The organism is Caulobacter sp. UC70_42 (genome assembly GCF_044056025.1).
In the GTDB taxonomy this organism is placed as follows: Bacteria; Pseudomonadota; Alphaproteobacteria; order Caulobacterales; family Caulobacteraceae; genus Caulobacter.
In genome coordinates, this window is sequence record NZ_CP171994.1 from 1,001,940 (window position 1) to 1,022,490 (window position 20,551).

Genomic DNA, 20,551 nt, shown 5'->3' on the forward strand with positions numbered 1-20,551 from the left:
GGCCTTATCGGCGCCCTTTTCGCCGCCTCTAAGAATCGCGCTTAACTTCGCCGCCGTACCGCAAGGAAGATCGAACATGCGTCCGCTGACCCGCCGGCTCCTGACCGCCGTCGCCCTCACCGCCTCGCTGGGCGCTCTGACCGCCTGCGGCCCCACGGGAACCAAGGTCACCGCCGACGACATGACCCTGGGCAACCCCGCCGCCAAGGTCACCGTGGTCGAATACGCCTCGGTCGCCTGCCCGCACTGCGCCACCTGGAACGCGGAAGTCTTCCCGGCCTTCAAGGCCAAGTACATCGACACCGGCAAGGTCAACTACGTGGCCCGCGAAGCCCTGACCGGCGAGCCGCGCCTGGCCAACGCCGGCGCCATGCTGGCCCGCTGCGCCGGCAAGGATAAGTACTTCCAGGTCACCGACGCGATCTACGCCGCCCAGATGCGCATCTTCCAGACCGGCGACATCCGCGGCGAACTGCTGACCATCGCCCAGGCCGCCGGCATGAGCGAAGACCAGTTCAACGCCTGCCTGACCGACGAGAACGCCGCCAAGTCGGCGGAGCGCATCGAAAAGTCGATGAAGGCCGACAAGATCGAGGGCACCCCGACCTTCATCGTCAATGGCAAGAAGGTCGGCGGCGAGTTCCGGCGGCGAGGTCACCCTGGCCCAGCTGGACGCAGCCATCGCGGAAGCCTCGAAGTAATGGGCCTCGACCGGCGCGCTCTGATCGTTGCGGGTCTCGCTCTGACGGCGAGCCCTCTGGCCGCGCGCGCCGCGCCGCTGCCGCCGGTCCCGGGCGAGATGGCGCTGGGCTCGGCCAAGGCGTCGGTCCAGCTGGTGGTCTACGCCTCGGCCAGCTGCCCGCACTGCGCCCACTGGTGGACGACGGTGCTGCCCGAGGTCCGCAAGACCTTCATCGACACCGGCAAGGTTCGCCTGGTGTTCCGCGAGTTCCTGACCCCGCCCAACGAGTTCGCCGCCGCCGGCTTCATCCTGGCCCGCCGCGTTCCGGGCAAGTATTTCGAGGTGCTGACCACCGTCTTTCAGAAGCAGGAAGAGATCTATCGCAGCGAGAAGCTGTTCGAGGGCCTGCAGGCGATCGGCAGGCAGTACGGCCTGACCGACGCGCAGTTCAAGGCGGCGCTGGAGGATCCGGCGGCCCTGAAGGCCGTCAACGAGCGCATGGCCAAGGCGGTGAACGATGGCGTCGAAGGTACGCCGACCTTCTTCGTCAACGGCGCGCCCTACGATCACGGCGCCGACTTCGCCGTGCTCTCCAAGGCCTTCGCCGGCGCGGCGAAGGGCTAGAGCGTGGCAGCCGAAAGTGCCAGCGGTTTCGGCGCCTGCCACGCTCCAGGCAAACAGATAGAGCCTGTTTATCCGTTTCTGATGGTCCCATCAGAAACGGACAGGCTCTAGGCCCCAGGGGACCGCCTCCGTGCAGTTCCAGCGCCTGCGCCTTTCGGGCTTCAAGTCCTTCGTCGAGCCGACCGAGTTCCGGATCGAGCCCGGGCTGACGGGCATCGTCGGCCCGAACGGCTGCGGCAAGTCCAACCTGCTGGAAGCCCTGCGCTGGGTGATGGGCGCCAACTCCGCCAAGGCCATGCGGGCTGGCGGCATGGACGACGTGATCTTCGCCGGCAGCGGCGCGCGCCCGGCGCGCAACCACGCCGACGTCGCCCTGACCATCGACAATACAGACCGCACCGCGCCGGCCCAGTTCAACGACGACCCGGTGCTGGAGGTCGTGCGACGGATCGACCGCGGCGAGGGCTCGACCTACAGGATTAACGGCCGCGAGGTGCGGGCTCGCGACGTCCAGCTCCTGTTCGCCGACGCCTCGACCGGGGCCAATTCGCCGGCCCTGGTGCGCCAGGGCCAGATCAGCGAGCTGATCGGCGCCAAGCCGCAGAACCGCCGCCGCATCCTGGAAGAGGCCGCCGGGGTCTCGGGTCTGCACACCCGCCGCCACGAGGCCGAGCTGCGCCTGCGCGCCGCCGAGAGCAACCTCGCCCGGCTGGAGGACGTGGCCCGCGAGCTGGAGACGGCCCTGAACCGGCTGCGTCGCGAAGCCCGCCAGGCCGAGAAGTACAAGCGCCTGTCGTCCGAGATCCGGGCCGTGCAGGGCGCGGTGCTCTACGCCCGCTGGACCGAAGCCCGCGACACGCTGGAGCGGACGACGAGCGAGGCCACCCAAGCCGCCCGCCTGGTCGAGGAGACCGCCCGCGCCAGCGCCGCCGCCCAGGTCGCCATCACCGAGGCCGAGGCCGCCATGCCGCCGCTGCGCGAGGAGGCGACCATCGCCCAGGCGATCCTGGGCCAATTGGCCATCCAGAAGGACCGCGCCGAGCGCGAGGCCGAGGCCGCCGCCGCCGAATTTGAACGCCTCGGAAGCGATCTGGCGCGCATCGACGCCGACCTGGCCCGCGAGGCGCAGGCCAAGGATGACGCCGCCGCCGCCCTGGCCCGGATCGACGCCGAGCTGACGGAAGTCCGCGCCCTGGTCGCCGCCGCGCCGGAGCGCGGGCCCGAGCTGGCCGCCGCCGCCAAGGTCGCCGAGGAGGCCCGCGCCGCCGCGGAGGCCACTGTCGAACAGTTGGCCGCCCGGGTCGCGGCCGAGGAGGCGCAGGGCCGCGCCGCCGCCGCCCGCCTCTCGGAAGCGGAGGCCCGCGCCAACCGCACCAGCCGCGCCCTCGATCAGGCCAAGGCCGAGCGGGCCGCCGTCGGTCCGGAGGTCGATCCGGCCGCCGCCGAAGCCCGCCAGCGCTTCGCCAACGCCGAGGCCGCCCTGGCCGCCGCCCGCGCGGCGCTGGAGGAGGCGGAAAACGAACGGGTCAAGGCCGCCGAGCAGGAGGCCCAGGCCCGCCAGCTGGCGCGTAATGTTCGAGGACCAGCTGGGCCGTCTGCGCACGGAAGCGCGCGGCCTGGCGCAGCTGACCGCCCCACGCTCCAAGAGCGGCCACGCCCCGGCCCTCGACAGCGTCTCGCCGGACAAGGGCTATGGCGCGGCCCTGGCCGCCGCTCTCGGCGACGACCTGGACGCCGCGCTCGACGCCAAGGCGCCGTCCTACTGGGGCGGGGCCGAGGCGCCGGCCCCGACCTGGCCCGAGGGCGCGCAGCCTCTTGGCCCCGCTCGTGAAGGCCCCGCCCGCCCTGGCCGCCCGGCTCTCGCACGTCGCCGTCGTAGCCCGCGCCGATGGCGACCGTCTCCAGTCCGCGCTGAAGCCCGGCATGCGCCTGGTCTCCAAGGAGGGCGACCTGTGGCGTTGGGACGGCTTCGTGGCCCGCGCCGACGCGCCCAAGCCCGCCGCCGTCCGCCTGGAGCAGCGCACCCGCCTGGCCGAGGTCGAGGCCGAGATCGACCTCATGACGCCGCGCGCCGAGGCCACCGCCGCCGCGTTGAAGACCGCCGCCGATCGGATGCGCGCCGTCGAGGACCTGCTGCGCGACAAGCGCCGCGGCCCGCCAGACGCCGAGCGCCTGTTGAACGGCGCCCGCGAGCAGGTGGCCAAGTTCGAGCGCGAGCAGGCGATGCGGGCCGCCCGCGCGCAATCCCTGGACGACACCATCGCCCGCTTCGAGGCCGAGAAGACCGAGGTCGACGCGGCGCTGGATCAGGCCCGCGAAGCCCACGCCGCCGCCCAGACCTCGGGCGACCTGCAGCCTCAACTGGCGCAAGCGCGCCAGGCCTCGGCCCAGGCCCGCGAAGCCGCCAGTGCCGCCCGCACGGCGCTGGATGTCGAGACCCGTGAGCGCGCTGGCCGCCAACGGCGTCTGGAAAGCCTGGAGCGCGACCGCGCCGACTGGGCCAAGCGCGCCGAGACCGCCGGCAAGCGCGCGGAGTCGCTCGCGGGCGACCGCGTGAAAGCCGCCGCCGCCCTGGAGGGCGCGCGCGAGGCGCCTGCGGCGCTGAAGGAGAAGCTGGTCATCCTGCTGGACGAGTTCGCCGCCGCCGAGGCTCGCCGCGCCAAGGCCAGCGACGCTCTTGAAGCCGCCGAAACCACCCGCCTTCACAACGACCGCGCCGCACGGGCCGCCGAACAGGCCGCCGGCGAGGCTCGCGAGAGGCGCGCGGCCCTGGTCGCTCACCTGGACGGCGCCCGCCAGCGCTTCGGCGAGGTCGCCTCGGCCATCCGCGAGCAGGCCCGCATGGAGCCCGAAGAGCTGGGCCGCCACGTCGCAGGCGAGGCCGTGGCCGTGCCGAAGGACGCCGCCGGGGTCGAGGCCCACCTGTTCGCGCTCGAACGCGAGCGCGACGCCATCGGTCCGGTCAACCTGCGCGCCGAGGAGGAGGCCCAGGAATATGCCGGCCGCCTGGAGACCATGCGGGTCGAGCGCGCCGACCTGTCGGGCGCGGTCGGCAAGCTGCGGGCGGGCATCGAGGAGCTGAACGCCGAGGGCCGCGAGCGCCTGCTGGCCGCCTTCGACGTGATCAACGCCAACTTCCAGACCCTCTTCCAGGCCCTGTTCGGCGGCGGCCAGGCCGAGCTGAAGCTGATCGAGAGCGACGACCCGCTGGAGGCCGGCCTGGAGATCTTCGCCTGCCCGCCCGGCAAGCGCATGGCCAGCATGAGCCTGATGAGCGGCGGCGAGCAGGCCCTCACGGCCAGCGCCCTGATCTTCGGCGTCTTCCTGGCCAATCCGGCCCCAATCTGCGTGCTGGACGAAGTCGACGCGCCGCTGGATGACGCCAATGTCGATCGCTACTGCAACATGCTGGACGAGATGCGCCGGCGCACCCAGACCCGCTTCATCGCCATCACCCACAACCCCGTGACCATGAGCCGGATGGACCGCCTGTTCGGCGTCACCATGGCCGAGCGGGGCGTGAGCCAGCTGGTCAGCGTGGATCTGTCGACGGCCGAGAAGCTGGTCGCGGCCTAGAACCCGACCGCCTGGCGCAGCGGGTTGGCCGGATCGGCCAGCAGCTTCACGGCCATGGCGCACGAGATCACCACCAGCAGCGGCCGGATCAGCCTGGGTCCGAAGCGCATGGCCAGCCTCGAGCCGACCTGGGCGCCGATGAAGGCGCCGGCGGCCATGGCTAGGCCGACCGGCCAGACGACCGCGCCCTTGAGGACGAAAAGGCAGAGGCTGCCCAGGTTGCTGGCGGCGTTGGCCAGCTTGGTGTGGGCGGTCGCCTTCAGCACGCCGTAGCCCAGCAGGGTGACGATCGCGACCATGTAGAAGGCCCCCGCGCCAGGGCCGAAGATGCCGTCGTAGAAGCCGACCAGCGGGGCGACAAAGCAGGCGAACGGGATCAGCGCCATGCGCGGCGCGACATCCTCGGCCTTGAGGGCCCGCGAGAAGCCGAAATAGAGGGCGATGGCGATCAGCAGCAGGGGCACGATCGCCCTCAGCAGCTGGGGCGAAAGCAGGCTGGCGCACAGCGCGCCGCAAAGGCCGGCGATCACGGCGGCGCCGGCGACCGGCAGGGCGGTCTTCCAGTCGATCAAGCCGCGGCGGGCGAAGGCCGTCGTCGAGGACAGGGCGCTGACCGCGCCCTGCAGCTTGTTGGTGCCCAGGGCCTGGACCGGCGACAGGCCGGCCAGCAGCAAGGCCGGCAGGGTCACCAGTCCGCCGCCGCCCGCGATGGCGTCTAGCGCGCCCGCGAGCGCGGCGACCACGAACAGGCTGGCGATGACGTCGAAATGGACCATGAGCGGCTCATGATCCCGTTCGAGGCGCCGATCAAAGGAAAAGGACCGGGCAAAGAAAAAGGGCCCCCGAAGGAGCCCCGATCCTTAGCCGAGCAGGCTGGCCCACTGGTGAGCGCGCGACTGCTTGCTGTTGGTCGACTTGCCCAGGGCGCGAAGCTCGTCGCGTTCCTTGGCCTTCTCTTCCTTGCGCACGCGCATCTCGGCGGCTTCAAGCGCCTTGCGCTCCTTGCGCTCGGCGCGCTTGGCGGCCATCAGCTCTTCTTCGCGCGCCAGGGCTTCAAGACGGGCTTGTTCCTTGGCCTCGGCGCGGGCGGCGCGGACAGCCTCGAGTTCGGCGGCGCGCAGTTCCTCGCGCTTGTCGAAATCGGGGTCCTGGACGGTCGGCTTGGCCTTGAACTTTGCCAGCATGGCCTTCTTGGCCTCTTGCTGAGCGGAGATACGATCGGCGAATCCGGTGTTCTTCAGGTGCGACATGAATCTTCGTGTTGTTTGGAGGCGGCGGCTCTAAAGCCCAGATCGACGAAAAAATCAATGCGTCATCGGGCTGCGCCGCACCTTGCCTGGGAGGTGTGGCGCCGAGAGAACGCGCGACATGTAGGGAGCCGTTCCCGCTTTCGATAGGGCCGCGACCCGATGATCGCTCCGGCGAAATGGGGATGGTTTTGCCCCTCCCTGAGGTCAATGGCTAAATCCTTAAGTATTCCCGTTACTTGGCCCGCGAAGCGCTTACCTTGACGCACCGCAGCGAGGTCTATAGGTTCCGCGCCGATCAAGCCGGCCGGAAATGCGCCTTGTTTTGGCGCGCCCGCGGCGTTTTCGGACCTGCCGCTCCTATGCCCAAGGCCGACGAACCGAACGACAAGGCTCTGGTAAGCCTCGACGCTCGGCTCGACGCATTTGAGGCGAGGAAGGCGGCGGAGAAGCCGGCGAAGGCCGCGTCCGAAAAGGCCAACCAGGACGGCTATCGCCTCCTGGCGGATTTGATCGGGGGCGTATTGGTGGGTCTTGGCTTCGGCTGGCTTCTCGACCATTACGTCCACACGAGCCCCTGGGGCATGGTCGGCGGTCTGCTGATCGGCCTGGGGCTCTCGATTTTCTCCGTCGTCCGCAAGGCGACGAAAATGAGCGCGCAGGCGTCGGCGCCGTCCCCTCAAGGGAATGCCGACGGAGACACGGGAGACGGGCCAACCGTCCCCAAGCAGAAGAGAGACTAGGGCCGATGGCCGATCCGATGCACCAGTTCCAGATCCAGAAGATCGTGGAACTGCCCACCGTGACCGTACCCGGCCTCGGCGCGATCGACCTGTCGATCACGAACTCCGTGGCCGCGATGATGCTGGCCGCCCTGCTGGTCATCACGTTCTACAGCCTGGCCGCGCGCAAGGCCGTCATTCCAGGCCGCCTGCAGGCGGTCGGCGAGATGCTTTACGGACTGGTCGATGGGCTCGCGGAGTCGATCATCGGCCACGACGGCAAGAAGTTCCTGCCGTTCATCTTCACGCTGTTCGCCTTCGTGCTGTTCATGAACCTCCAGGGCATGTTCCTGGTGTTCACCGCCACCTCGCAGCTGGCCGTGACCCTGACGCTGGGCCTGATGGTCATCCTGACCGTGGTCGCCGTCGGCTTCGCCAAGAACGGCATCAAGTTCTTCAAGCTGTTCGCCCCGTCGGGCGTGCCGTGGCCGCTGTACTTCCTGCTGGTGCCGATCGAGATCCTGTCGTTCCTGATCCGCCCCATCACCCTGGGCCTTCGTCTGTTCGGCAACATGCTGGGCGGCCACGTGGTGCTGAAGATCTTCGCCGGCTTTGTGATCGCCCTGGGCGGTCTCGGCGTGCTGGGCTGGGCCGGTTCGGCCCTGGCCCTGACCTCGGTCGTCGCCCTGACGGCCCTCGAGTTCATGGTGGCCTTCCTGCAGGCCTTCGTGTTCGCGGTGCTCGCCTGCGTCTACATCAACGACGTCGTGCACCTCGACAGCCACTGATCAACCTTTAGTCTTTCCAACAAATACCCTTCCAAGGAGTCTCAATCATGGACGCTGCTGCAGCTAAGTACATCGGCGCTGGCCTGGCCATGCTCGGCATGATCGGCGCGGGCGTGGGCCTGGGCGTGATGTTCGGCAACTACTTCCAAGGCGCCCTGCGCAACCCGACGGCCGCCGCTCAAGAGCGCCCGATGCTGTTCCTGGGCATGGCCCTGACGGAAGCCCTGGGCATCTTCGCCCTGGTCATCGCCTTCCTGATCCTGTTCTCGTAATCCGACCCTGGAGCGCGGCGCTTCATCGGAAGCGACGCGCTCCATGCTTTTGTTTTCTCGCGCTTCCTGGAGCGGGCCGGATCACGGTCCGCTCCAAGCGCACTAGCTGAGAGGCGCCTTCGCCCATGGCGACGGAACATCACGGCGCGGTCGAGACGACTGAAGCCCCCGAGCACGAAAGCGGCGGCCTTCCGCAGCTGCAGTTCGAGCACTGGGGCGGTCAGATCGTTTGGCTGCTGCTCATCTTCGCCGTCCTCTACGCGGTGCTGTCGAAGGGCCTGCTGCCCCGTGTCAGCGGCGCGATCGAAGAGCGCGGCGCCAAGATCGCCGGCGACATCGCCGACGCCCGTCGCATGAAGGACGAGGCGGAAGCCCAGGCCCGCGCGGCGGCCGCCGAGGTGGCCGAGGCCCGCGCCAAGGCCCAGAAGACCGCTGCGGACGCCAAGGCCAAGGCTTCGGCCGAAGCCGCCGAGCGTCAGGCCAAGGAAGAGGCCGTCCTGGCCGAGAAGCTGGCCGCGGCCGAGGCTTCCATCCAGGCTGCCCGCGACGCGGCCATGAGCCACGTCCGCGAAGTGGCCCAGGACACCGCCGGCGCGATCGTCGAGAAGCTGACCGGCAAGGCGGCTTCGGCCGCCGAGCTGAAGTCGGCCCTGGCCTAAGGAGCTGAAGATGGAACACGAATCCCTGTTCAGCCTCGCCAACCCGGAATTCTGGGTTCTGGTCGCCCTGGTGATCTTCTTTGGCCTTCTGGTCTATCTGAAGGTCCTGCCGGGCGCGCTGTTCGGCGCGCTGGACGGCTATGCCGCCAAGATCAAGGCCGAACTCGACGAAGCCCAGCAGCTGCGTGAAGAGGCCCAGGCCCTGCTCGCGGACGTCAAGGCCCAGCGCGAGGAAGCCGAGCGCCAGGCCGTCGCGATGATGGACGCCGCCAAGGCCGACGCCAAGCGGATGGCCGAGGAAGCCAAGGAAAAGCTCGAGGAGCAGATCAAGCGCCGCGCCGAAATGGCCGAACGCAAGATCGCCCAGGCCGAGGCGCAAGCCGCCGCCGACGTGAAGGCCGCCGCGGTCGATCTGGCCGCCCAAGCCGCCGAGACCGTCCTGGCCGCCCGCCTCGCCGGCTCGACCAACGACGGCCTGGTCGACGCCGCGATCCGCCAGATGGGCGCCAAGCTGCAATAGCGGCGAGCGACATCGGACAAGACAAGAGGGCGCGGACCGCAAGGTCCGCGCCCTTTTCGTTTGGGGGCGTTCGGCAAAGCGGAATCGGCAGGTGTCTTAGAAAGGTGGTGTCAAACGTGTTCCCAAGGGCGCCAGATCGAGTAAACGCCCACGCAGACAAGAAATGCGCAATAGGTCCAATAGCTGAATGGTCGAACGGATCTTCGGATGGTGAGACCATTGACTATTACGTACTGACCGGTCCTCAGCCCACGCAGAACCAGCCAAGCGATGAAGCACTCGTATGCAACAAGGAGCAATACCACCAAGAGGTCAGACGGATGCGCCACGCCTTTCCCTTCTCCTAAGCATCAAGGCTTCCCGATATAATCTGTATCTCGCCTTCGAGCGCAAGCCGCCTGCGCGGTAGCCGACGTACCTGACGTCTGCTCAGGCTCGAAGGCCGACGCCTTGCTTAGCCGGCTTCGCCATCTTCCGCGCGACGTACTTCTTCACGCGCTTGCGGGTCTTCTTCAGCAGACGCCAGCGGGCGCGGCGCAGGACCATTTTCTCTGTGCGGAGCATCTGCTGCCAGACCACCAGCAGCACCTCGGGCTCGCGGCGCATCAGGCGGCGGATCGGGAAGACCAGCTTGGGGTGGCGCTTCTGCCAGCGGATGAAGGTCTTCCGCGCCGCGAACGAGTAGCGCAGCACGATCATCAGCCCGATGACCAGCAGCGGCAGGCCCAGGTGCCCCGGCAGCGGCGTCAGCACCGCCCCGGCCAGGATCACCAGCGTGCCGAAGCCGATGGCGATCCAGCGGAAGGCGCGGGCGGCGGACTCGCGCAGCAGCAGGGCCAGCCGTGCGCGGCGGCGGACCTTGTGCTTAATATCGTCAATCGTGGCGACCGCGCTCACCTTTGGCTGCGCTTCACGGCGCGCTGCTTGAGGGACTTGCGCCAGCGAACGGCCACCCGCCACTTGCGCGGCACGATCAGGCGCTCGACGCGCAGGGCCTGCTGCCAGGCCACCAGCACGACCTCCGGCTCGCGGCGCAACAGGCGGCGCAGCGGGAAGATCAGCTTGGGATGAGCGTGCTGGAAGCGGACGAACTGCTTGCGGGCCTTGAACGAGTTGCGCAGCACCAGCATCAGGCCGACCACGGTCAGCGGCAGGCCCATGGGGCCAGGCAGCGGCGCGATCAGGATGCCGCCGAGGACCAGCAGCACGCCCAGCGTCACCAAAATGACGCGCAGAAAACGCGCGACGAGCTCACGGGCGAGGTCATCGGCGGTGCGTCGGGCGCGCGGCATGGCGAGTGCGAAAGCAGTCATGGGAGGACGGAACGGGCTTGCGCGCCGCTTGCTCCCTGGAAAAGCCAGTCAGCCCGGATGCGCCCCCCCGATATGTGGAGACAACAGGGCGCCGTAAAGGCGCCCTGCCGTCGCAAGGGGGGTATGGAATTTGCTATTCAGCGGCTAGTCGGCGCCGCGGCCACAGGTTTCCACCTCAACCGGGGCTTGCGGGCCGCCAGGGTCTCGTCGAGGCGGCGGAGCGGAGCGTGGAACGGCGCGCCCTTGAAGCGCTCCGTATCGCCAGACTTGGCCGCGCCGGCCAGCAGGCGAAGCGCCTCGATGAAGCGATCCAGTTCCTGCTTGCTCTCGGTTTCGGTCGGCTCGATCAGCATCGCGCCGTGGACGACCAGCGGGAAGTACATGGTCATGGGGTGGAAGCCCTCGTCGATCATCGCCTTGGCGAAGTCGAGCGTGGTCACCCCGGTGCCTTCCAGCCAGCTGTCGTCGAACAGGGCCTCGTGCATGCATGGACCGTCCGGGAAGGCCGGGCTCATCACGTCCCGCAGCTGGGCCTTGATGTAGTTGGCGTTGAGGACGGCGTCCTCGGCCACCTGGCGCAGGCCGTCGGCCCCGTGGCTGAGCATGTAGGCATAGGCGCGGACATACATGCCCATCTGGCCGTGGAAAGCGCTCATACGGCCAAAGGCGGTCTCGGCCCCCTCTTCGCCGGCGTGCTCGATCAGGGCGAAGCCGTCGTGGCCTTGGACCAGCCAGGGCGTCGGCGCGAAGGGCGCCAAAGCCTCCGACAGCACCACAGGACCCGCGCCCGGACCGCCGCCGCCGTGGGGCGTCGAGAAGGTCTTGTGCAGGTTGATGTGCATGGCGTCGACGCCCAGGTCGCCAGGACGAACCCGGCCGACGATGGCGTTGAAATTGGCGCCGTCGCAGTAGAAGTAGGCTCCGGCCGCGTGGGTCAGCCGGGCGATCTCGACGACGTCGCGCTCGAACAGGCCGCAGGTATTGGGGTTGGTGACCATGATCGCGGCGACGTGGTCGCCGAGCTTGGACTCCAGGTCCGCCATGTCCACCCGGCCGTCCTCGGTCTGGGCGATCTCGACGACGGTGTAGCCGACGAAGGCCGCCGTGGCCGGATTGGTGCCGTGGGCGCTGGTCGGGGCCAGCACCGTCTTGCGGTGGCCCTGGCCATTGGCTTCGTGAGCGGCGCGGATGGCCAGCATGCCGCACATCTCGCCGTGGGCGCCGGCCTTCGGCGTCAGGGCCACGGCCGGCATGCCCGTCAGCGTCTTCAGCCAATGGGCCAGGCGGTCCATCAGCTGCAAGGCGCCCTGCACGGTCGACTGCGGCTGCAGCGGGTGGATGTCCGAGAAGCCCGGCAGGCGCGCCATCTTCTCGTTCAGGCGCGGGTTGTGCTTCATCGTGCACGAGCCCAGCGGATACAGCGCCAGATCGATGGCGTGGTTCTTCTGGGACAGGCGCACATAGTGGCGGACGGCTTCGGGTTCCGACAGGCCCGGCAGGCCGATCGGCCCGGACCGCAGCAGGCCAGCCAGATCGTCCGACGGCGCGGCGGCTTCTGGCAGGTCGACGCCGGTCTTCTTCCAGCCGTCCAGCTCGAAGATCAGCGCCTCGTCCTGCAGGAGACCGCGACCGCCGGTCAGGGTCTCGTGGCCGGTCGCGGCGTCATTCGCGGTTTCGGGGCGCGTGGGGCGGCCGACGTTGTTCATGCTCATTGGGCCACCGCCTTGGTGAGGATCTTGGCGAAGAAGGTGATGTCGATGTCCAGCGTGGTCTCGGTAGCCGCGACCAGCAGCACGTCGTCCAGGCCCGCGCCCGCGTCGAGGCGCGAGAACGGCACGCCGGCGATGACGCCGTGGCCGGCCAGGGTCTCGACGACCTCGGCGGCGTCCTTCGGCAGCTTGATCGCGAACTCGTTGAAGAAGCGCGGGGTCAGGATCTCGACGCCCGGCACGGCCTTCAAAGCGTCGCGCAGGGCTAACGCCTTCTGGTGGTTCAGCGCCGCCAGCTGGCGCAGGCCAGTCTCGCCCAGCAGGCTCATGTGAATCGAGAAGGCCAGGGCGCAGAGGCCGCTGTTGGTGCAGATGTTCGAGGTGGCCTTGTCGCGGCGGATGTGCTGCTCGCGGGTCGACAGGGTCAGGACGAAACCGCGCCTGCCGTCGGCGTCGACGGTCTCGCCGCACAGGCGGCCCGGCATCTGGCGGACGAATTTCTCCTTGCAGGCGAAGAGGCCGACATAGGGGCCGCCGAAGTTCAGGCCGTTGCCGATCGACTGGCCCTCGGCCACGGCGATGTCGGCGCCCATCTCGCCGGGAGACTTCAGCAGGCCGTACGAGACGGCCTCGGTGGTCACGACGATCAGCAGCGCGCCGGCGGCCTGGGCGGCCTCGGCGATCTTGGTGACGTCGGTGACCGTGCCGAACACGTTGGGGGTCTGGACGACGACGCAGGCGGTGTCTGAGTCGATGGCGGCGATCACCGCGTCCTCGGCGTCGACCGCCGGGGCCAGAGCCTCCGTCGCGACGCCAGCCGCGTGGGCCAGGGTCTCGATGGTCTCGACATAGTGCGGGTGGACGCCGCCCGACATCACCGCCCTGTTCCGGCGGGTGACGCGCTGGGCCATCATCACCGCCTCGGCCGCGCCCGTGGAGCCGTCATAGAGCGAGGCGTTGGCCACTTCCATGCCGGTCAGGGCCGCGACCTGGCTCTGGAACTCGAACAGCACCTGCAAGGTGCCCTGGGCGATTTCCGGCTGGTAGGGCGTGTAGCTGGTCAGGAACTCCGAGCGCTGGATGATGTGATCGACCGTGGCGGGCACGTGGTGGCGATAGGCGCCGGCCCCGCAGAAGAACGGCCCCTCCCCCGCGGCGCGGTTGCGACGAGCAAGGCCCGCCATCTCGCGCTCGACTTCGATCTCGCCGGCGTGCGGCGGCAGGTCGACGGTTCCGGAACGCTGGGCCGAAGCCGGCACGTCGATGAAGAGGTCGTCGATCGAATTCACGCCGATCGCGCCGAGCATCTCGACGCGGTCTTCGGGGGTCAGGGGGAGGTAACGCATCTTTCGGTCCTTCTCCCTTCCCCCTCGATGGGGAAAGGGTCGGGGATGGGAGTGTCTACGGCGGTGGAGCTAGAGCGTGCTCAGGAACGCTTCGTACGCGTCGCGGTCCATCAGGGCGTCGACCTCGGCCGGGTTGCTCAGCTTGATCTTGGCGAACCAGCCGCCGCTCTCCGGCAGGGCGTTGACGGTTTCCGGCGCGTCGCCCAGCTCGGCGTTGCCTTCGACGACCTCGCCCGACACCGGGGCGTAGACGTCCGAGGCGGCCTTGACGCTCTCGACGACGGCCAGCTGCTCGCCCTGCTTGACGACCTTGCCGGCTTCCGGGGTCTCGACGAACACCACGTCGCCCAGCTGCTCGGCGGCGTAGGCGGTGATGCCGACCGTGGCCACGTCGCCTTGGACGATGACCCATTCATGATCTTTGGTGAAACGCATTGCCTGGGCCCTTGATTAGAGTTTGCGGACGTAACGGTTGGCGACGAACGGGGTCGCGACCACCTCGGCGGCGGCCTGCTTGCCACGGACGATGACCTTGAGCTTCGTCCCCACGGCCGCATAGGCCGGCGGGGCGAAACCGATGGCGATAGGGAAGCCCAGGCTGGGGGCGAAGCCGCCGCTGGTCACCTTGCCGATGACATTGCCCGCTTCGTCGGCGATCTCGGCGCCTTCGCGGGCCGGCGCGCCTTCCAGCACCTTGAGATTGACGCGGACGCGCGACAGCTCGCCGGCCAGTTCCTTGGCGATCCGGGCCGCGCCCAGATAGTCGCCGGCCTCGCGGCGCGACTTGCCCACCGCGAAGTTCAGCCCAGCCTCGATCGGCGAGACGGTCTCGTCTAGGTCATGGCCGTACAGCGGCAGGCCCGCTTCCAGGCGCAGGCTGTCGCGAGCGCCCAGGCCGATCGGCTTGACGCGTTCGTCGGCCAGCAGGGTGTTCCACACCCGCCCGGCGGCGTCGGCCGGGACCGAGATCTCGTAGCCGTCCTCACCCGTATAGCCCGAGCGCGAAATGATGGCGTCGACGCCGAAAGCGGTCAGGGCCAGCGTGTCCATGAACACCATGCCGGCGGCTTCCGGCACATGAGCGGCCAGGACGGCGGCGGCCTGCGGACCTTGCAGCGCCAGCAGCGCGCGGTCCTCCAGGCGGGTCACCGTCGCCTCGCCGGCCAGGGCCTTGGCGATGATCTCGTAGTCGTTGTCCTTGCAGGCGCCGTTGACCACCACGAACAGGCCGTCGTCGTCGGGACGCGCCGTCATCAGGTCGTCGATGATCCCGCCCTCGGCGTTGAGCAGCACGCCGTAGCGCTGCTTGCCGGGCTTCAGGCCCTGGTAGTCGGCCGAGACCACCTTCTCGAAGCTCTTGGCGGGGTTTTCCCCCCGGATGCGCGCCTGCCCCATGTGCGAGACGTCGAACAGGCCGGCGTGTTCGCGAGTCCAGAGGTGCTCCTTCAGCACCCCGTCCTTGTACTGCACGGGCATGGCATAGCCGGCGAACGGCACCATGCGGGCGCCCAGCGCCACATGGGCGTCGAAGAGCGGGGTCTTCTTGAGGTCTTGATCGGACACTGGACGGGCTCCAAGCGGGGTCGGCGACGGGACCGGCGTCCGCCGGCAAGTCGCCCCCGCTGTCCCTTGGACCTGAGAGATTCCGGCCTCGCCCCTCTGCCGGACGGGTTTGGCCTTGCTCCTTCGGCGAGCCGCCCTTTCGGGGGCCTCTTTCCAGCGTTCCTAAACCCGCGCGGTCCTTTTGCCTGAGCGTTTCCGGGGCGGTTGCGCCTTCGGCCTCGGGAGCGAATCCCGATGTCTCCCGCGAGGGTCTTCGGCGTAGTGCGGTAGCAGGCCATGCGAGTCAAGCACGGCCTGCGATGGCCGTGCGCCTTACCGCGAAAAGTCTCCGAACCAGTCGTCCTCGCCGATCGGCGGGCCGGGCGGGATGGCCACCTTGGCCTTGCCATCCTCGATCAGCGCCGCGAGACGCTCGCCGCTCTCGTCGGTGACGACACCGGCCAGGACGCGGGCCTGGGCGCGGTCGGCGGCGTCGCCAGCGGTCACGGTCTTGAGGCCCTTGCCCCAGTCGGCCAGACGCGCGCGGATCACCGCGGCGGCGGTCGGGGACAGGTCCTTGTCGCCCAGGGCGTTGGCCAGGTTCACCACCATCCGCTGGCGGACGCGGCGGGCCAGCTCGCCCTGGCGGCCCGTCGCCTTGCCGTCGAAGGCGGCTAGGGCGAGCGACTTGTCCAGCAGCCCCTCGACACCCGGCTGGGCCGGATCGCGGCGCCTGGCCTCCATCAGGCGGTTCAGGCGCGCCGGCGCGAACAGGTCGCCCCAGACGAGATCGGCGGCCACGTCGGCGGCGGCCGGCAGATCGAAGACCGGCCCCTGGCCGAAGGTCTCGATATCATTGGCCTTGTCATTGCCCTGCGACTGGCCCGAGGTCAGCACGTCGAGCGTCTTGTCGGAGAGATCCAGCGCGGCGGGCGTCAGCGTCCGCAGCAGGGCGTCGATAGCGGCGGCCTGGCGCCCGGCCGGCACGATCTTGCTGGCCTCGTGGCCGTCGCCCTCGACGCCGTAGGTGAAGTCGACGCCGCCGACCAGCTTGGCCGTCGCATCCACCTGGTAACGGTGGAAGATGTAGATCGGCGCGATGATCCGGCGCAGGTCGGCCACCGAGGCTCCCTTGGGCAGGTTTGGCAGACCGAAGCGGTCCAGGGCGATCTTGCGCACCGCCATCAGATGGTCGAGCTCGGCGACGGGGTCGGAGCCATTGTCCCAGACGGCGCCGATCGGCTGGGCGGTGTCGGCGGATCGAGCGTCCTCGTCCGAGACGTAGCGCAGGCCGTCGGCCTGACTCCTGTCGGCCTTGGCCTTCAGCCAGGCCTTCTCGTCGACGCCGGTCGGGGCGACGCCATAAAGCCAGTCGATCACGAACTTGTCCCAGGCGCCGACCCCGCGCCCATAGGCGTCGGAGAAGTCCAGCTGGCCGTTCTTGATGGCGATCCTGGGCGCGGGATAGTCCATGACCGAGGCGCGGTCACCGTAGGTGCTGGCCGCGAAATTGTGCTGCAGGCCGATGGAGTGGCCGATCTCGTGCGGGGCCAGCTGGCGCAGACGGGCCAACGCGATCTCGATCGGGTCGTTGGGACCGCCTTGGCCGCTCTTGTCCGCGCCCGCCAGGCCTTCGAAGATCAGCCGATCTTGACGGACACGTTGGGAGCCCAACAGCACGTCGCCCTTGATGATCTCGCCGGTGCGCGGATCGACCACCGCGTGGCCGTAAGACCAGCCGCGCGTCTGGCGATGGACCCAGTTGACGACGCTGTAGCGGGCGTCGAGCGGGCTGACGCCCTCGGGCAGCAGCTCGACCTTGAAGGCGTCGATGAAGCCGGCGGCCTCGAAGGCCTGGCTCCACCAGCGACCGCCCTCGATCAGGGCCGAGCGGACCGGCTCGGGCGCGGCGCGATCGACATAGAACACGATCGGCTTCTTGACCGGCGAGCGGGCGGCGGTCGGGTCGGTCTTCTCCAGGCGGAAGCGGTGGACCAGGCGATAGACCAGCGGTTCGCCCAGCGGCGCGGAATAGTCGGCGACGGTGTGGTCGATCACCCCGACGCGCGGGTCGTTCTGGCGCGGCTGATAGCCGGGCTCGGGCAGGGCCACGAACGAGTGGTGCAGGGCCAGGGTGACGTTGCGCGGATCCGGGACGATGCCGCGAACCTCCGAACCCGGATCGTCGCCGACAAACGTCTCAACCGCCTCCAGCTCGACGTTCAGCGGGAAGACGTTCACCGCGCCGGTGTCGGCGTAGGACAGGCCGTCGTTCAGTCGGAAGTCGCCCTGCTTGGCGCGTTTCAGGGTCTTGGCGACGCCTTGCGCGTCACGGGTGAGGAAGCTGGTCACATCGACCAGCAGGCCGCCGTCCGGGCTCTCGGCCTCGATCGCGTTCGACCAGACGCTGGAGATCGGGAACGAGTTCGGCCACCGCCTTCTGCTCGTCGACCGAACCACGCGCGGCCGAAAAACCCCAGTTCTCGAACTGGGCGACGACCTTCCCGCCCACGCGGCGGAAGGCGATGATCTGGGTGTCGCCCGGCGCCGAGCGGTCCAGGCCCGTCGGGTTCGATCCCAGACCCGACCGCAGATAGGTCTGGTAGATATAGCGCCCCGCGATCCCGTCCGCGCCCGGCTTGGGCAGCAGCACCAGGATCTTGCCGTCCTTCTTGTCGACGAAGACCGGCAGGAGGCCGTCCTTGCGGTCCAGGCCGGCGGTGGCGTCGGCGTACTTGTCGGTCTTCTTGTCGGAGGACTTGGCCTTCTCGGCCAAAGCCGGTGCGCCAATCGCACTGACGCAGACGCTCGCCATCAACATGGCGACCACGGACTTGTTCATAACCCCTCCCGACGCACGCAAACGCGGCCGGGACTGTCGTGCGCCCCCGCGGCGATTGCAACCGCCGCGAGGGGCTCGAACCCTACATCCGTTCCGGCGCTTCGATGCCGAGCAGATCGAGGGCCAGCAGCAGCTGGCGCAGGGTGGTCTCGGCCAGGGTCAGGCGCGAGGCGCGCAGGTCCTCGGTGTCGGCGCTGACGATCGGGCAGGCCGCGTAGAACTTCGAGAACGACTGGGCCAGCTTGTAGGCGTGCTCGGCCACGAAGTTGGGGGCCTTCTTGTCGTAGGCCTCCTGCAGGGCGCCCTCGAAGGCGTCCAACAGCATGGCCAGATCGCGTTCGGCCGGCTCGTGGATCACGATGCGGCCGGCGACGGCGCCGGCCTCGGCGGCGCGGCGCAGCACGCTCTTGATGCGCACGGACTGATACAACAGGTACGGGCCGGTCTTGCCCTCGAAGCTGGTGAAGCGGTCGAGGTCGAAGACGTAGGATGTGCCGCGGAAGTTCTGCAGGTCGGCGAACTTCAGGGCCGCGACGCCGACCTTGTGGGCGGTGTCCTCGAACTGCTCTTCGGTCAGTTCGGCGCCGAGGCCGGCTTCGCGCAGGCGCTCGCGGGCCTTTTCACGAGCCATCTCGATCAGGTCGTGCAGCTTCAGAACGCCGCCGGCGCGGGTCTTGAACGGCTTTCCGTCCGTACCATTCATGGTGCCGAAGCCGATGTGCTCCAGCGAGCCCTCGGCGGCGTAGCCGGCCAGGTAGGCGGCGCGGAACACGGTCTCGAAATGCAGGGCCTGGCGCTGGTCCACGCAGTAGAGGATCAGGTGGGGGTCGAACGACTTGCGGCGGTCCAGGATCGTCGCCAGGTCGGTCGTGCCGTACATGGCCGAGCCTTCCGACGACACCACCAGCAGCGGCGGCACGTCCTGCTTGTCGCCCTCGCGGGCCACGCGGACGATGCGAGCGCCCTGGTCGTCGACCAGCAGGCCCTTGTCCTCCAGCTGGCGGACCATCGGCTCGATCAGGTCGTTGACGTCGCTCTCGCCCTTCCACAGGTCGAAGTCGACGCCCAGGGCGTGGAACTCGCGCTCCAGGGCCACGCGGCTGACATTGACGAAGTGACGCCACAGCAGGCGATAGCCGAAGCGGCCGTTCTGCAGTTCGGCGGTCGCCTTGCGCGCGCGCTCCTTGAACGCCGGATCTTCCTTCTGGCGCACCGATGCGGCCGGATAGATGCGGTCGAGGTCGGCCAGGGTGATGCGGCTCTGGAACTCGGCCATCACCTTGGCCTCGTCGGCGGCGCTGAAGCCGCGCGGGGCTTCCGGCAGCTTCTGCATCAGGGCGTTGATGAACGCGTCCTCGTCCATGATGGCGCTGATCAGCAGGCCCATCTGGAAGCCCCAGTCGCCGAAGTGGGCGTCGCCCACCACGTCGTCGCCGCGGAAGCGGTACAGGCGCTTGACCGACTCGCCGATGATCGAGGCGCGCAGATGGCCCACGTGCATCGGCTTGGCCACATTCGGACCGGCATAATCGACCAGCACCCGGCGCGGGCTTTCCAGCAGTTGGGCGCCGGCGCGGTCGTCGGAAGCGATCTCGCGGGCGCGGGCCGACAGGGCCTCGTCGCTGACGCGCATGTTGATGAAGCCGACCCCGGCGATCTCGACCGACGCCAGGCGCGGGTCGCCCTTCAGGATATCGACAACCTGCACGGCGATCTCGCGCGGGTTGCGCTTGGCGCTCTTGGCGGCCGCGAGGGCGCCGTTGCACTGGAAATCAGCCAGGTCGGGACGGTCGGAGGCGGTGACGCGTCCGAATTCGGGGGGCAGTCCGGCGGCCTGGAAAGCGGCCGCGGCCGCCTCGCTCAGGGACCGCTTCAAATCGTTCATTGCTTGGTGGTGTTCCCTGCTTGCCCAGCTTGCTGAGCCTGTGCGGTCTGGCCGGCGTTGACGCGGAAGCGCTTGCCGTCACGGTTGAAGGCGGCCATTTCCGGCGTCACGTCGAAGCCCAGCAGGACTTCGAAGTTGCTGCCGCTGACCTTGTCGTCGGCGCGCGGAATGGTGATCTGCTCGATCGTGTCGGTGGCGTAGGCCCGGTCCTTGCCGGGCGCGAAGGTCACTGGCAGGTCGAAATATTCCTTGGCGATCACCGACTGGTTCCGCTCGGTGACGGCGACCCAGTAGCGATAGACGTGCTTGTCGCCGTCGGCCTGCGGGCCGCGGCCCAGCTGGAACAGGGCTTCGATGCGGATCCTGATCGGCTCGTTGGCCTTGTAGGCGCAGCCCGACGAGATGCTCTGGATCTCGCCGGTGAAGCCGGCCTGATTGGCGGCTTCCTTGCCGTCCTTGAACTCGACATAGCGGCTGGCGTCGTAAAGCACCTTCACATAGGGGCACGGGCCGGCGTTGCGCAGCTGCTGCAGCGGCGCCTTGGGTTGGTTCCACTCCTCATCGCGCTTCTTCTTCTTGGCGGCGCCGCTGTCATCGTCGGGGCCGCCGCCCTGGCCACCGCCAGGTCCCATCTGCGCATGAGCAGTCGTCGCCGTCGCGACGAACGAGACAGCCATCATGGCGCTGAGGGCGAGCGGAAGAATGCGGCGCATGAAACGTCCGGTTCGAGAAAAGAGGAGCCAAGCGGGACCATGCAGCCCCTTCGGCGTCATGCAGCCTGATAAAGGCATATGCGTGACGTCGCAACGACGCAGACTCCTGGC

The 20,551-nt window shown here is 68.8% G+C and carries 15 protein-coding genes, 4 pseudogenes and 1 riboswitch; of the genes and pseudogenes, 8 read left to right on the forward strand and 11 right to left on the reverse strand.

The features are described from left to right. Positions 1-76: 76 nt before the first annotated feature. The 3 pseudogenes from ACHMW8_RS05190 (at position 77) to smc (ending at position 4,882) form a co-directional block, all read left to right on the forward strand. Positions 77-701, forward strand: a pseudogene (locus ACHMW8_RS05190) (DsbA family protein). Between the two features lie 101 nt (positions 702-802). After that, positions 803-1,306: pseudogene (locus tag ACHMW8_RS05195) on the forward strand (thioredoxin domain-containing protein); the annotation flags it as partial. Between the two features lie 130 nt (positions 1,307-1,436). Beyond that, a pseudogene (gene smc / locus ACHMW8_RS05200) lies at positions 1,437-4,882 on the forward strand (chromosome segregation protein SMC). On the opposite strand, the gene ACHMW8_RS05205 reads toward smc, so the two are convergent. Then, positions 4,879-5,658: a TSUP family transporter gene (locus ACHMW8_RS05205; protein ID WP_395444948.1), complete on the reverse strand. Its 780-nt coding sequence runs from the start codon at positions 5,656-5,658 to the stop codon at positions 4,879-4,881. The pseudogene smc and the gene ACHMW8_RS05205 sit on opposite strands and share 4 nt — an antisense overlap. An 84-nt stretch (positions 5,659-5,742) precedes the next feature. Next, the gene (locus ACHMW8_RS05210) at positions 5,743-6,132 is read right to left on the reverse strand and encodes a DUF6481 family protein (protein ID WP_125155087.1); all 390 of its coding nucleotides are present in this window, start codon (positions 6,130-6,132) and stop codon (positions 5,743-5,745) included. A 359-nt stretch (positions 6,133-6,491) separates the two neighbouring features. Between ACHMW8_RS05210 and ACHMW8_RS05215 the strand changes: the two genes are divergently transcribed. From ACHMW8_RS05215 to ACHMW8_RS05235, 5 genes are all read left to right on the forward strand, one after another. Then, the gene (locus ACHMW8_RS05215; protein WP_125155086.1) at positions 6,492-6,872 is read left to right on the forward strand and encodes an AtpZ/AtpI family protein; all 381 of its coding nucleotides are present in this window, start codon (positions 6,492-6,494) and stop codon (positions 6,870-6,872) included. A gap of 5 nt (positions 6,873-6,877) precedes the next feature. Beyond that, positions 6,878-7,639 carry a F0F1 ATP synthase subunit A gene (locus ACHMW8_RS05220; protein WP_125155085.1) on the forward strand — a complete coding sequence of 254 codons (762 nt, stop codon included), beginning with the start codon at positions 6,878-6,880 and terminating at the stop codon, positions 7,637-7,639. A 47-nt stretch (positions 7,640-7,686) separates the two neighbouring features. Next, positions 7,687-7,911, forward strand: a complete 225-nt coding sequence (locus ACHMW8_RS05225) for a F0F1 ATP synthase subunit C (protein WP_004615714.1) — start codon at positions 7,687-7,689, stop codon at positions 7,909-7,911. A 125-nt stretch (positions 7,912-8,036) separates the two neighbouring features. After that, positions 8,037-8,570, forward strand: a complete 534-nt coding sequence (locus ACHMW8_RS05230) for a hypothetical protein (protein ID WP_395444949.1) — start codon at positions 8,037-8,039, stop codon at positions 8,568-8,570. 10 nt (positions 8,571-8,580) lie between these two features. Further along, positions 8,581-9,090 (forward strand): F0F1 ATP synthase subunit B, encoded by a 510-nt coding sequence (locus ACHMW8_RS05235; protein WP_125155083.1) that lies wholly within the window; start codon positions 8,581-8,583, stop codon positions 9,088-9,090. Between the two features lie 429 nt (positions 9,091-9,519). On the opposite strand, the gene ACHMW8_RS05240 is transcribed toward ACHMW8_RS05235, so the two are convergent. From ACHMW8_RS05240 to ACHMW8_RS05280, 9 genes and pseudogenes are all read right to left on the reverse strand, one after another. Then, positions 9,520-9,987 carry a hypothetical protein gene (locus ACHMW8_RS05240; RefSeq protein WP_395444950.1) on the reverse strand — a complete coding sequence of 156 codons (468 nt, stop codon included), beginning with the start codon at positions 9,985-9,987 and terminating at the stop codon, positions 9,520-9,522. Next, complete coding sequence (locus ACHMW8_RS05245) at positions 9,984-10,403, reverse strand: hypothetical protein (RefSeq protein WP_125155081.1); 420 nt, start codon at positions 10,401-10,403, stop codon at positions 9,984-9,986. Before ACHMW8_RS05245 ends, ACHMW8_RS05240 begins: the two co-directional genes overlap by 4 nt. 137 nt (positions 10,404-10,540) lie before the next feature. After that, positions 10,541-12,115 (reverse strand): aminomethyl-transferring glycine dehydrogenase subunit GcvPB, encoded by a 1,575-nt coding sequence (gene gcvPB / locus ACHMW8_RS05250; protein ID WP_395444951.1) that lies wholly within the window; start codon positions 12,113-12,115, stop codon positions 10,541-10,543. Continuing rightward, entirely contained in the window at positions 12,112-13,458 is a 1,347-nt protein-coding gene (gene gcvPA, locus ACHMW8_RS05255) for an aminomethyl-transferring glycine dehydrogenase subunit GcvPA (RefSeq protein WP_395444952.1), read from the reverse strand. Before gcvPA ends, gcvPB begins: the two co-directional genes overlap by 4 nt. 69 nt (positions 13,459-13,527) lie before the next feature. After that, the gene (gcvH, locus tag ACHMW8_RS05260) at positions 13,528-13,893 is read right to left on the reverse strand and encodes a glycine cleavage system protein GcvH (RefSeq protein WP_125155078.1); all 366 of its coding nucleotides are present in this window, start codon (positions 13,891-13,893) and stop codon (positions 13,528-13,530) included. 15 nt (positions 13,894-13,908) lie between these two features. Continuing rightward, positions 13,909-15,021, reverse strand: a complete 1,113-nt coding sequence (gcvT, locus tag ACHMW8_RS05265; RefSeq protein WP_395444953.1) for a glycine cleavage system aminomethyltransferase GcvT — start codon at positions 15,019-15,021, stop codon at positions 13,909-13,911. 163 nt (positions 15,022-15,184) lie between these two features. After that, positions 15,185-15,275, reverse strand: a riboswitch (glycine riboswitch). Between the two features lie 58 nt (positions 15,276-15,333). After that, a pseudogene (locus ACHMW8_RS05270) lies at positions 15,334-17,842 on the reverse strand (zinc-dependent metalloprotease). A gap of 82 nt (positions 17,843-17,924) precedes the next feature. Then, positions 17,925-19,727 carry an arginine--tRNA ligase gene (gene argS, locus ACHMW8_RS05275; RefSeq protein WP_125155075.1) on the reverse strand — a complete coding sequence of 601 codons (1,803 nt, stop codon included), beginning with the start codon at positions 19,725-19,727 and terminating at the stop codon, positions 17,925-17,927. Further along, entirely contained in the window at positions 19,724-20,440 is a 717-nt protein-coding gene (locus ACHMW8_RS05280) for a Tat pathway signal sequence domain protein (protein WP_125155074.1), read from the reverse strand. The genes argS and ACHMW8_RS05280 overlap by 4 nt, the downstream gene beginning before the upstream one ends. Positions 20,441-20,551 lie beyond the last annotated feature (111 nt).

What these genes read in the sequence shown, in the direction of transcription:
- ACHMW8_RS05205 (WP_395444948.1), bottom strand. Translation starts at nt 5,658, where the DNA reads ATGGTCCATTTCGACGTCATCGCCAGCCTGTTCGTGGTCGCCGCGCTC.
- ACHMW8_RS05210 (WP_125155087.1), bottom strand. Translation starts at nt 6,132, where the DNA reads ATGTCGCACCTGAAGAACACCGGATTCGCCGATCGTATCTCCGCTCAG.
- ACHMW8_RS05215 (WP_125155086.1), top strand. Translation starts at nt 6,492, where the DNA reads ATGCCCAAGGCCGACGAACCGAACGACAAGGCTCTGGTAAGCCTCGAC.
- ACHMW8_RS05220 (WP_125155085.1), top strand. Translation starts at nt 6,878, where the DNA reads ATGGCCGATCCGATGCACCAGTTCCAGATCCAGAAGATCGTGGAACTG.
- ACHMW8_RS05225 (WP_004615714.1), top strand. Translation starts at nt 7,687, where the DNA reads ATGGACGCTGCTGCAGCTAAGTACATCGGCGCTGGCCTGGCCATGCTC.
- ACHMW8_RS05230 (WP_395444949.1), top strand. Translation starts at nt 8,037, where the DNA reads ATGGCGACGGAACATCACGGCGCGGTCGAGACGACTGAAGCCCCCGAG.
- ACHMW8_RS05235 (WP_125155083.1), top strand. Translation starts at nt 8,581, where the DNA reads ATGGAACACGAATCCCTGTTCAGCCTCGCCAACCCGGAATTCTGGGTT.
- ACHMW8_RS05245 (WP_125155081.1), bottom strand. Translation starts at nt 10,403, where the DNA reads ATGACTGCTTTCGCACTCGCCATGCCGCGCGCCCGACGCACCGCCGAT.
- gcvPB (WP_395444951.1), bottom strand. Translation starts at nt 12,115, where the DNA reads ATGAGCATGAACAACGTCGGCCGCCCCACGCGCCCCGAAACCGCGAAT.
- gcvPA (WP_395444952.1), bottom strand. Translation starts at nt 13,458, where the DNA reads ATGCGTTACCTCCCCCTGACCCCCGAAGACCGCGTCGAGATGCTCGGC.
- gcvH (WP_125155078.1), bottom strand. Translation starts at nt 13,893, where the DNA reads ATGCGTTTCACCAAAGATCATGAATGGGTCATCGTCCAAGGCGACGTG.
- argS (WP_125155075.1), bottom strand. Translation starts at nt 19,727, where the DNA reads ATGAACGATTTGAAGCGGTCCCTGAGCGAGGCGGCCGCGGCCGCTTTC.
- ACHMW8_RS05280 (WP_125155074.1), bottom strand. Translation starts at nt 20,440, where the DNA reads ATGCGCCGCATTCTTCCGCTCGCCCTCAGCGCCATGATGGCTGTCTCG.